This is a genomic window from Demequina sp. (assembly GCF_049841215.1).
Classification (GTDB): Bacteria; Actinomycetota; Actinomycetes; order Actinomycetales; family Demequinaceae; genus Demequina.
In genome coordinates, this window is record NZ_JASGEO010000018.1 from 20969 (window position 1) to 32780 (window position 11812).

General features: G+C 67.4%; 7 protein-coding genes. 5 read left to right on the forward strand and 2 right to left on the reverse strand.

Features of this window, described 5'->3' with window-relative positions; translation table 11 throughout:
* The first annotated feature begins 6 nt into the window (after positions 1–6).
* The 4 genes from QM618_RS09620 to QM618_RS09635 are packed head-to-tail and all read left to right on the forward strand — an operon-like array spanning position 7 to position 8372.
* Positions 7–3333 (forward strand): ABC transporter permease, encoded by a 3327-nt coding sequence (locus QM618_RS09620; RefSeq protein ID WP_428097801.1) that lies wholly within the window; start codon positions 7–9, stop codon positions 3331–3333.
* Positions 3330–6176 (forward strand): FtsX-like permease family protein, encoded by a 2847-nt coding sequence (locus QM618_RS09625; RefSeq protein ID WP_428097805.1) that lies wholly within the window; start codon positions 3330–3332, stop codon positions 6174–6176. The genes QM618_RS09620 and QM618_RS09625 overlap by 4 nt, the downstream gene beginning before the upstream one ends.
* A gap of 11 nt (positions 6177–6187) precedes the next feature.
* On the forward strand, positions 6188–7630 hold the full coding sequence (locus QM618_RS09630; RefSeq protein ID WP_428097810.1) for an ATP-binding cassette domain-containing protein: 1443 nt from the start codon (positions 6188–6190) through the stop codon (positions 7628–7630).
* A complete protein-coding gene (locus QM618_RS09635) occupies positions 7623–8372 on the forward strand; it encodes an ABC transporter ATP-binding protein (protein WP_428097813.1) in 750 nt (249 codons plus the stop codon). Before QM618_RS09630 ends, QM618_RS09635 begins: the two co-directional genes overlap by 8 nt.
* Here QM618_RS09635 and QM618_RS09640 read toward each other — a convergent pair.
* Positions 8369–9778: an amino acid permease gene (locus tag QM618_RS09640; RefSeq protein WP_428097816.1), complete on the reverse strand. Its 1410-nt coding sequence runs from the start codon at positions 9776–9778 to the stop codon at positions 8369–8371. The two genes, QM618_RS09635 and QM618_RS09640, sit on opposite strands and share 4 nt — an antisense overlap.
* Positions 9779–9836: 58 nt before the next feature.
* Here QM618_RS09640 and QM618_RS09645 point away from each other — a divergent pair, with 58 nt between their 5' ends.
* A complete protein-coding gene (locus tag QM618_RS09645) occupies positions 9837–11213 on the forward strand; it encodes a DUF2252 domain-containing protein (RefSeq protein ID WP_428097819.1) in 1377 nt (458 codons plus the stop codon).
* On the opposite strand, the gene QM618_RS09650 is transcribed toward QM618_RS09645, so the two are convergent.
* Positions 11210–11767, reverse strand: coding sequence for a TetR/AcrR family transcriptional regulator (locus tag QM618_RS09650; protein ID WP_428097823.1), 558 nt, complete (start codon positions 11765–11767; stop codon positions 11210–11212). The two genes, QM618_RS09645 and QM618_RS09650, sit on opposite strands and share 4 nt — an antisense overlap.
* Positions 11768–11812: the final 45 nt, after the last annotated feature.

Sequence of the window (11812 nt, forward strand, 5' to 3'; positions counted from 1 at the left end):
GAGCGCGTGAGACCCTGGCGAGTGCGCCTTGCGGTGCGCCGATCCCGCGTTCAATGGGCCTTCCTTGCCGTCGTGCTCGCCGTGTCCGTCCTCGCGGCCACGCTGCTCGCCACCCTGTATTTGCTCGCGGCCGCCACCGAAACCTTCGCGGCTCGTACGGCACTCACCGAAGCGTCGGCCCAAGACGTGGCTCTGACGCTTGATGTGGAACCCAACGCTCCCGTCGACGACATTCTTGGCCGCGCGGACGACATGGCGGCGGACCTCTTTGGCGACGTTCCCTACGCGCGCAGCGTCAACACGCAGGGCTCATACCTGTCCGTGCCGCGGGAGGACCGCCCATTCGCGTTCGCCTACCTGGGCTCTTCCGACCAGCTCGATGACCTCGTGATGATCCGCTCGGGTCAAGCCCCGCAGGCCGCAGGGAGCGGGCCCGTCCAGATCATCGTGCCCCCCGCCTTCCTGTACGACATCGACGGGGAGGTGGGCGACACGCTCACGCTTGCGCCGTACGCCACGTCGAAGGACCTGCACGACTACCTGATCGTTGGCACCTACACGGTCAAAGACGTTGAGGATCCGGCGTGGCTCTACGACCGCTACCTCGGTACCACGCACAACCCCAATACGATCGTGCCGTTCACGGGCGGGCGCGTGACGACCGACGGCTACGGGCCTCTGTACACCGTGCAGGAGGACGTCGAGGTGGCGCCACTCGAGTCCGTCGTCGTCACCTATACGCCCGACTTTTCAACCACCTCCCTTGAAGAGGTCACCGCGGTCGTTGGCCGCACGGGAGACCTCGAGCGCACGGCGATCCGCAGCCTCGGCGACTCCGCCTCATCGGTAGACATCTCGACGCGACTCAACGAGACGCTCGGCAACGTCGCCGGTTCGCTCGCCGTTACTCGCTCAAGCGTGCTCGTGACGGGCCTGCTGCTACTGGTGCTCGCGATCGCGGCGCTCAGCCAGACCGCGCGCCTCATGGCAGAGCGCCGCTACGCGGAGCAGCACCTCATGGTGGCTCGCGGCGGTTCCGGCCGCCAGCTGTTCCGCCTTGGGTTCATCGAGGCCATCGCGCTCGGCGCCGCCACCACGCTCGCCGCCGCCCCGCTCGCGCGCCTCGCCTACCTTGCGCTCGCGCGCACCCAGGTCATGCAAGACGCGGGGATGGATATTGACCCCGGCATCCCACCGCTCACGTGGGTTGTCACGGGCATCGTCGGGGTCATCCTCATCATCATCCTGGTGGCGCCGCTCATGCGCAGGCAGGGCACGTTCGTGGACGCGGAGCAGGCCCGTTCCCGGCCAGGGCGCCGCGCGGCATTCCAACGTTCCGGGCTTGACCTCGCGGTGCTCGCGCTCGCGATCCTCGCCTATTGGCAGCTCAAGAACTACCGCTCCCCCGTGCTCGCAAGCGGCTCCGTGGCCACGGTGGATCCGCTGCTCGCTGCCGGCCCCGCGCTCGCGCTACTCGCGGGCGCCCTTGTCGCGGTGCGCCTCATTCCCCCGGCCTCGAAGGTGCTCGAGGCGATCGCCGCGCGCGGCCGCCGTGCGGTGCTTCCTCTCGCCGCGTGGGAGGTGGGACGCAGGGCCGCCCGCGCGGTCTCCGCGATCCTGCTGCTCACGCTCGCAGTGTCCATCGGCACCTTCTCCGTCACGTTCTTGACGTCGTGGCACCAGTCTCAGGACGACCAAGCGCTCTACCGGCACCCACCCGCCGCGATCGTGACGGACGTTCCCGGGCCATGGCTGTCCCAGCGCGCCCAAGTGGCGGTTGGCGACAACCCGGCCACAGCGTCGGCCGTTGTTGAACAGGCCGCGAAGCTGGGCATGACCCCCCAAGGCTTCCAAACAAACACCTTCGCGGGCGCGGCCGTCACGCTCGTTGCCACGGACACCGCGGGCCTCAAAACCTACGGCGTTGGCCGCCTCAACGAGATTGCCGGCGCTCGCGTCGCCTCGACGGTTGGCGGCGACGTACCCGCCGAAGTGGACCCCATCGAGATTCCTGGAAAGCCGCAGCAGCTCGCGCTCGATGTCAATGCGCGCGCCACCCAGGACATGGGCGACGTCCAACTGCAGTTGCGCGGCGTGATCCGCAACGACTTTGGCGACTATCAGACCGTGTGGTTTGGGCAGATTCCGCTCGACGGAGAGGACTATCACCTCACGGGCCAGATCGCGATGTCCGCAGACCTTGAGAACTACTCCACGCCGATGTACCTCGTTGGCCTGCAAGCGACCTGGGTGTCCCTTGACGGCGGCGAGGGTGCCGTGATCGACGAAACCCGGCCGCTCGCGCTTGAGGTGTCCATCGACAACGTGGCGGCCGAGACGCCAACGCTCACGGTGCCCGCGCCCGACGTGCCGAGCGTGGTGGACTCCACCCCGCTCGACATCCCTGCAGAACTCGATTGGACCGTGAGCAACAACGGCGTTGGCGTTGACTCCCTGAGCCCGGTCAAGGACCAGATCCACATGCGCGTGATCGCGTCTCCCTCCGGTCTCACGCGAGAGCCCGTGTCCCTGGTGCTGACCGCGGCGGACACCGCGTCTCCCGTGCGCATCGTTGCCACCTCGTCGGCGATGAAGGACTCGAACCTTGAGCTCGACACCCCCGTCTCCATTGAGGTCATGAACACGGTGCTTCCCGCCTACATCGCCGAGCGCGTGCCAGCCCTCGCGGGTGACACGCTCGGCAAGCCCGCCGTGGCAACGAACATCGCGAACCTGCAGGTGGCGATGGTCCAGGCGGGTGGAAACGTCATCAACCCCCGCGAGTGGTGGGTTGACCTTGGCGACACCGCCGCCGCGGACTACGCGAGCGCATTGCCGGAAGAGGCAGCGCTCACCACCCAGGCAGGCCTCGCCGAAGACCTCAAGACGGACCCGCTGCGCGTGGCGATCCAAGCGGCGTTGTGGCTCGTGACGGGTGCCGCCGTGGTGCTCGCCGCACTCGGCTTTGCGGTCCACGCGATCGTCACCGTGCGTGCTCGAGAGATCGAGCTCGCGCAGATGCGGGCCATTGGCGTACTGCGTGGCCAGCTGCTGCGCATCGTCGCCTCGGAGAATGCCCTGCTGTCCTTCCTCGGCCTCGTCTTTGGTGTGGGACTTGGAGTCGCGCTCAGTTACCTCGTGGCGCCGCTGGTCTCTGTTGGGCCCGACGGCAGGCCACCGACCCCAAGCGTCGTGGTGGAGATTCCGTGGGAGGCCGTTGGCCTGCTCGCGCTCGAAGTGGCGGCCGTCCTGCTGGTGTCCGTGATCATCGTGAGCATCATGCTGCGGCGCATCAAACCCGCCGAGATGCTGCGGCTGGGGGATGAGCGATGACGGACACGATGATGATCGACGTCGCCCCCGCGAGTGGCGGTCCCGGTGGCGGCAACGGCACGTTCGCGGCGATGGGACTACTCGTGCGCAGGCGCATGTGGCGCGACCGCTGGCTCGTGGTGAGCTCCGCCCTCATCGTGGGGCTCGCGACGGTGCTCGCCCTCGCCGGGCCGGAGCTCGTGCGCCGCACCATCGACGACGGCGCCGCGGACGCGGTCACGGCTGCCGGCCCCGCCGCAGACATCTACGTCACCGTGCCGGTGGGCAATCCGGGCGGAGACAACGTCAGCTCAATCCGGGGCCTGCCCGTTGCCGGTTTCGCGTCCCTTGGCGAGATGGTCGTCGAGAACCTGCCGCCCAACACCAAGTCCGTGGTGAGCGGGTATGACACGTGGCTGCTCTCGGGTCAGGTTCCGATCGGCTGGAGCGCAACTCCGGCAGCGATCGAGGCCAACGAAGAGGACGGCAAGGAACTCGTCAAGGATCCCCGGGTTGGCGACTACTTCCAGTTTGGCTTCGCCAACGAGGCGGAGGTGACGCTCGTTGACGGGCGACTTCCCGACGCCCCGCCTAGCCCCTCTGACGTCACCACTCCCGGCGCAACCGTGCCCCCCACCGAAGTGGCGATCTCGCAAGAGGTCGCGGATGCCCTTGAAATAGGCATCGGCTACCAGACCCAGGTCAGCACCTCTGTGGGAGAGAGCCTCATCCTCGAGGTGGTCGGCATCGTCGAACCCGCGGATCCCGAGGCCGACGTGTGGGAGCACTTCCCGGAGTTCACCGCTCCCCTCGTCGCCGACGAGGGTGCCGGACCCGGCCTGCGACGCGGCACCATCATGATGTCTGAAGAGACGTACGACGGTGTCAGCTCTGCACTGCGCACTCCGTTCCCCGGCACGGTCCGCATTCAGATTGACCCCGACGCGATGACACTGGACCTCGCAAAGGGCGTTGCAAGCGAGGTCAGCACCCTGTCCGCGGACGCCAAGGCGCTCACCGGTCCGGAGATGGACGGCGTCAACATCGTCGTGAAGACGGGCCTGGACGAGGCGCTCTCCGAGTACCCGGCCCGCGCTCGCGCAGCACTCGCCCAGATGTCCGTCATCATCGCGGGCGTTGTCTCCGTTGCCGCGGTGGTGATCGCACTCATGGCCGCTCTGGTGCTTACGCGTAGGCAGAACGACATCGCGCTCGAGCGCGCCCGTGGCGCGTCCGTGCTGTCGATCGGCCTGCGGCTGCTCGTGGAGGCGCTGCTCATGACGGGCGTTGGCCTCGCCGCGGGCATCATCCTCACGTCCGTCTTCGCACCGCAGGCATCGCTGTCTAGCGGGCTGCTGTGGGTGGTTGCGCTCGCGGCCGCGTTGAGCTCTCCCGTTCTCGGCTCCCTCCAGGCGCGAGGAATGTGGACGGGACGGCGCGAGGCCGCCAACCGGCAGGACCGCGCCAAGGTCGCTAAGGCGAAGCGCGCGCGCCGCCTCACGCTCGAGGCCCTCACCATCGTCATTGCGGCCGCGGCCGTGGTGAGCCTGCGCGGTCGCAGCGTGTTGCAGAACGTCACGCAGGGCATCGATCCCTTCCTGGCGGCGGCTCCGGTGCTGATCGCTCTCGCCGTGGTCGTCATCGTCATCCGTCTATACCCCGCTCCCATGGCGGTCATCCAGTTCTTCGCCAAGCGCACGCGCGGTGTCGCAGGCGTGATCTCGCTCGCCAAGGCGCGAGAGAGCATCCCTGGGCTACCCCTTCTCGGGATCACGCTCGCGGTGGGCATTGCCGTCTCTGGCGGGCTCTTGGTGTCGACCGTGCACGCAGGCCAGGAACAGGCGTCGTGGGATCGCGTTGGTGCGGACGTCCGCATCGAGTCACAGGTCACCGACGAGGAAGCGGCGGCGCTCGAGGGCCAGGGCCTCGTCGTGTCTCGCGGCCTCACCAAGCCAGAGGCGACCATCGCTGTCGGCTCCGATTACACCGAAGCATTCCTCCTCGCCATGGACGAGAACTACCCCACGATCCTCACGATGTCCGGAGTCACCGACGTGTCGTCGCTGCAGAAGATGTACGACGCTGCGGCCGGGATAGGAGCAGGCGACCCCATCCCCTCGCTCGCCTCCCAAGAGATCATTGACGTCGACGTGCACGACACGACCTCCGTATACGTGGGTCGCGTCTACGTGCCGATCGACATCGATGGCCTAGCCGAGATCACGCCGGAAGGTTGGACCGAGGGCGGCCCGTACCTGATCATGCCCGCGGAGCCCTTGCTCGCGTACACGTTCGACGAGCCCGTGGTGAGCAACATCGCGTTCGTCTCTGGGCCAGGGGCCGCCGAGGCGGTGACAGGGATGACCGGGATTGACCAGAGCACCGTCATCACTCGCGAGGCGTGGATGGCGTCGATGCAGGATTCGGCGCTCATCGGCGGCGTGGAGCGCGCCATCTTCATCGCGGTGGTCGCGGTTGGCCTGCTCGCCGCGGTCGCGCTGCTCGTCACGGTGCTGCGTGGGGTTCGCGAACGCGGCCGCGCGCTGTCGATGCTGCGCACCCAGGGCATGGGCACCGGCTACGGCTGGTGGCTCGCCTTCGCCGAACTTGTGCCGCTCACGCTTGCGGCCGTGTTCGGCGGCGCGATCGCGGGTGTCGCAATCATGTGGCTGCTCGGCGACACGCTGGGACTCAAGCTCCTTTCCGGCGGGCTCAGCGAGCCCCCGCTCACGGCCAACTGGCCATTCCTCGCCATCGTTGGCGGCGGCATTCTGGTGCTGCTGTTCTTCTCGGTGGCGGTGGAGGTGCTCGCGCACCGCCGCAACAAGCTCAGCGAAGTGCTTCGCTGGGGAGAGTCCCGATGAGGGAGGCAACAATGACTACAGAGACCCTGACCGCGCCCACCGTTGAGTACGGTGCGGACGCTCTCATCGTGTGCGACAACCTGGTGCGCATCTATCAGGTGGAGAACATCGAGGTCCAGGCGCTGCAGGGCCTTGACCTGCTCGTCGATAAGGGCGAGATGATCGCCATCGTCGGACAGTCCGGCTCCGGCAAGTCCACTCTGCTGAACGTCCTTTCTGGTCTCGACGTGCCCACTGCCGGAGCGGCGCGCGTTGCCGGCTGGGACCTGTTGCGGATGACGCACGCGGATCGCCTCACCTACCGTCGCTCAGTGGTGGGCTTTGTGTGGCAGCAGACGGGACGCAACCTGCTCGCGTACCTCAGCGCCAAGGAAAACGTGATGCTTCCCATGGCGTTCGCCGGGGTGACCGGAAAGAAGCGCGCGAGTCACGCGATGGAGTTGCTCGAGGCCATGGGCATGGCCGACAAAGCCGCGCGCAGGCCCGGACAGCTCTCTGGCGGTGAGCAGCAGCGCGTCGCGATCGCGGTGGCACTCGCGAACAACCCCGAGGTGATCTTCGCTGACGAACCAACCGGAGAGCTCGACTCGGCTACCGGTGACGATGTTTTCGAGGCGCTCCGCGCCGCCAATCGCGATCTCGGCGCAACCGTGGTGGTGGTGACCCACGACCACGCGGTGAGCTCGCAGGTGCAGCGCACCGTCGCCATCAGGGACGGCCGCACGGCAACGGAGGTGGTGCGCCGCACGCACGTGGACGAAGAAGGCGTCACCCAGACCATCCACGAGGAGTACGCGGTGCTTGACCGCGCGGGCCGCATGCAGCTTCCCCGCGACTACCGCAGCGCGCTCAAGCTCAAGGACCGCGTGCGGCTCGAGCTTGAGGATGACCACATCGGCATTTGGCCCGACGGCTCGGTCAAGAAGGTGCGTCACGAGCCTCCCGCTCCGGTCACCGCCGAGGAGCCCGACGCTGTGGTTCCGCAGGCTCCCCCCGTCGCCGAGGAGATTCCTTCGACGTCCGAAGAGTCGATCGCAGCGCCTCCTGTCAGCCCATACCTGGCACGGCCAGTGGTGGAGAGCCCATCGAAGCCGCCAGCTGTCACGGGCGCTATCCCCGTAGTCTCGAGCTTTGCTCCCCCGGAGCCGGAGCCGGAGCCGGAGCCGGAGCCGGAGCCCGCCCCCCAACAGGCATACCGGCCAAGCCCCTACGCGAACCTCGCGACCTACGCCGCCCCGATAGCCGCGGATGACGAGCCCTACGTGCCGCGCGTGGCCGCTCCCCCGAGCCCCCCTGAGGACGACCCCTACGCCCCGCCAGCTGACATCGACGAGCAGACGCCACCGCAGACGCCGCCGCAGACGCCGCCCGCCGTGCCGACGCCCCCAACCCCGCCGTCGGGCGGGACGCTGCCAAGGGCGCCGTGGCTCGCAAAGGAGAACGACGATGACTGACTCCCCCATGGTGACCGTGAACGAGGTCACCAAGACGTACGGCTCCGGATCCGGAAAGGTGACCGCGCTTGACGCGGTGAGCTTCGAGGTGGGGCGCGGAAAGCTCGTGGCGCTCGTGGGGCGCTCCGGCTCGGGAAAGACGACGCTGCTCAACTGCATTGGCGGGCTTGACCGCCCAAGCGGCGGCACGATCGTGGTCAACGACATCACCGTGACCAAGCTCTCCGAGCGCGCCCGGACGGGCCTTCGCAGGGACACGGTGGCGTTCGTGTTCCAAACGTTTGGCCTGGTACCGATGCTCTCCGCGGCCGAGAACGTGGGGCTGCCGATGCGGCTTCGCAACGCCAAGACCTCGGTGCGGGACAAGCGCGTCGCCGAACTTCTCGACATGGTGGGCCTGTCCAAGCACATGAATCAGCGCCCGGCGGAGCTCTCCGGCGGCCAGCAGCAACGCGTCGCCATTGCCCGCGCGCTCGCCAACGACCCCCAGCTGCTCATCGCGGACGAGCCCACCGGTCAACTCGATGCAGACACGGGCACGGCGATCATGGGGCTGTTGCGCGAGGTCATCTCCACTCAAGGCATGACGGCGCTCATCTCGACACACGATCAGTCACTCATGGACATCGCGGACTCGACGGTGCGCCTCGCCGACGGCCACCTCGTGGCGGAGGATGACCCCACCTTTGTGGGCACGGGTTCCCGCGCTACCGGCTCGGAGCACCAGGGACGGATCGTCTAGGCCCTGGCCTCGTTTGCCTCGTCCGCGTCCTCGTCGTCTGCGGCATCTGCCTCCGCCTCAGCTACCGCGTTGGCGGTACCTCGTGGCCTGCCCGCGCGCACCCATGCCGCGTACAGGCCGGCGGCGACTATCGCCGTCGCAAGGAGCGACCCGAGTGCCTGCGGACGCGTCAGGTTGGCCAACAGCGTGAAGCCAACCGCAATCGTGGCGGCGGCATTGAGCGCCACCCAACCCCAGCGTCGGGCCTGGTACTCAAAGCGCAGCATGGACAAGAGCCCCAGCAGGAAGCTCACGAACACCGCCACCGCATAGAAGAGCACGAGGCGCTGGTCGTAGGCGCCGGCGATCGCCACCACCACCGCGCTCAGCACCAAGAACACCGCGAGCCCGGCGACGGGAACGTGGTGGCGATTGGTGCGGCCAAGCGCGGCGGGCAGCACTCCGTGGTTGATCTCGCCGGGGCGATCGTGGCGGGCAAGCGCCTTGAGCAGGCCCGGCCCCGCCTGGAAGGACGAGCTCGCGGCACTCAACAGGAGCAAGGCGGTGGCGGCCTGGAACGCCGCAAAGAGGGCGGGGGACGGACCCCGCCGCGCTATCTCGGCGACGAGAGTGGTGTCATCGTGAGGCACCGTTACGCCAAGGAAGACGGCGGCGGCCGTGAGGGCAAGCGTGAGCGTTCCGACGATGCCAAGCGTGAGCCACAGCGCCCAGCGCCCAAACGAGCGCCTGCCGTCATCATCGAGCTGGCCAAGCTGCGCGATCGCTGACGACGGCGCCTCCACGCCCGTAGCGAGCGCCATGGCTACGGGGAAAGCAAGCAGCACGGCCAACGGCGCGTGGTCCACATGTGGGCTCGTCACCGCGACGGGCTCCTCGCCAGAGACAAGCGACAACACCACCACCGCGATGACGATGAAGCCAATAGTGAGCACCGCGAACACGGCCCTTCCGATGTGGCCAAACCACACGATTCCCGCAACCACCACCAGCAGAATGAGCGCCAGCGAGAGCCGCCACTGCGCCAGCGAGGGCACGTAGGCGATGATCGCGGAGGCGCCTGCGGAAACGGAGATGGCGATGGTGAGAACGAAGTCGACGATGAGCGCTCCCATGGGGATGAAGGACACCCCCTCACCAAACGCCTTGCCCGCGGCCGCGGCAGATCCGCCACCCTCAGGGAAGCGGCCAACAAGGGCGTGATAGCTCGCGACGACCAGAGCGACGACGAGCACCACAAGACCCATTGCGGGAAGCAGCAGCGACAGGTTGTTGTCGAGGGCTCGCAGCGCCGCTTCGATGGCATAGGCGACCGACGACACGGGATCCGCCATGACGGTGAACGCGAAAGCGATGAGCAGAATGACCCTGGTGCGCGTCCACGTGCGCGTTCTGGCGGAACTCGCCATGAGGCTCCTTTCCGGAATGCCGAGGATCAGCGTACGCGCCGCCGGTAGCATGCGGAACGTGAGCACCAGCCAGCTTCCCGAGTTCTCGCCAACCCGCGATGCCTCGGTGGCCGCGGGGCTAGCGGCGCGCGAGCGCGTGCCGCTCTTCGCCCATGCCCACGTGGACACGCGCCGCGATCGCGATCCCGTTGGCTTGCTGCGCGGCCAGGATGAGACGCGGGTTCAGGAACTCGTCCCCGTGCGCCATGAGCGGATGCTTGAGTCGCCCTTCACCTTCTATCGCGGCTCGGCGCTTGTCATGGCTGACGATCTTGGGGCGCTGCCCCACTCCGGCCTCGTGACCCAGTTGTGCGGAGACGCGCATCTGTCCAACTTTGGCGCCTATGGCTCCCCCGAACGCCGCTTGGTGTTTGATCTCAACGACTTCGACGAGACGCTCCCCGGCCCCTTCGAGTGGGACGTCAAGCGGCTTGCCGCGTCGATGGTTGTTGCGGCTCGCGACAACGGGCACTCAGATGTTGAGGCCCGCGAGAACGCGGTCGCCACGGTGCGGGCGTACCAGGTAGCGCTCGCAGAGTTTGCCGCGCGCCCTATGACAGAGGTCTGGTACGCGCGCATGGACGCTCAAGAGCAATTGGTGCTGCTTGCGGACGCCACCAAGAAGAAACAAGCGAAGGCGATCACCAAGAGCGTGAAGGCCGCGCACAAGCGCACCTCTTTGCACGCGCTGTCCCGGCTCACGGAACTCGTCGATGGCCACCCACGCTTTGTGCCGGATCCCCCGTTACTGGTTCCCGCAGAGAACGTGGAGACCCTCATCGACATCGACAACCTGTACGAGTGGATGCGGATGTTGGTCCGCGACTACACCGCGTCACTGACCCCTGAGCGCCGTCTGCTCATCGAGAACTTCTCGCTCACCCATGCCGCTCGCAAGGTCGTGGGCGTTGGCTCGGTTGGTATGCGCGCGTGGGTGCTGCTCATGGAGGCGCACGACGGCTTGGAGCCGCTGCTCCTCCAGGCGAAGGAGGCGCGGGCTTCCGTGCTCGCCGCGTATCTTGGCGATTCCGAGTTCGACAATCAGGGCGAACGTGTGGTCACGGGGCAGCGCATCATGCAAGCGGCGAGCGACGTCCTTCTTGGGTGGCAGCGCACGCGGCGCGAGGACCAGCACGTGGATTACTACGTGCGCCAGTTGCGCGACTGGAAGTACTCGGTGGAGACCGCCGGCTTCGATTCGGTTGCCCTCACCAATTACGGGCGCCTGTGCGCGTGGACGCTCGCTCGCGCTCACGCCCGCGGCGGCGACAGGATTGCGATGGCCGCGTACCTTGGCGACGGCCTTGAGTTCGCGGAGGCGGTGGGAGACTTCTCGCTCGCCTACGCGGACCTTACGGTTCGCGACCACGCGGCGTTTGGCGCGGCGGTCGCCTAGGGCGTACTGCCCGACGGCGGGCGCACCATGAGCCATATCCACCGGGCCGCTTCGGTGGGGTTTGCGTGGGGATCCTCGGCGATCCACTCACCGATCATTCCCAGGATGGAACCCGTGACTGCGGCGGCAATGATCGGGAAGGGGACGCCTTCTGGGTGCGGGATGTTGGCGAGTTCGCCGCGGACCTTGACGGTGGCCTGGAGCCTGTCGCGCAAGCGGGCATATACCAGGGCGTATCCCGGATCGGCGAAGATCCTGCGGTAGACCTCGCGATTGAGTTCCGCGTGGGTGAGGAACTCCGCGAGCTGCGCAGGGGGCTCGCTCGCGGTGATGTCGATGTCGTGCAGCCCCGCCCCTGCGCGCTCGACGATCTGGTCGACGGCGTCCGCGAGCAGCGTGGCGGGATCCGCGTAGTGCAGGTAGAACGTGGTGCGGTTGACCCCCGCGCGTTCGGTGATGTCGCGCACCGTCACGAGGTCAAGATCCTTCTCGCTCGCCAGTTCGAGGAGTGCCCTTTGGAGCTTGTCTTTGGTCTTGGCGATGCGCGGGTCCACGCCCCCATTGTGCCCGCCTCGAAAAACTTATTCAACATGTGTCGC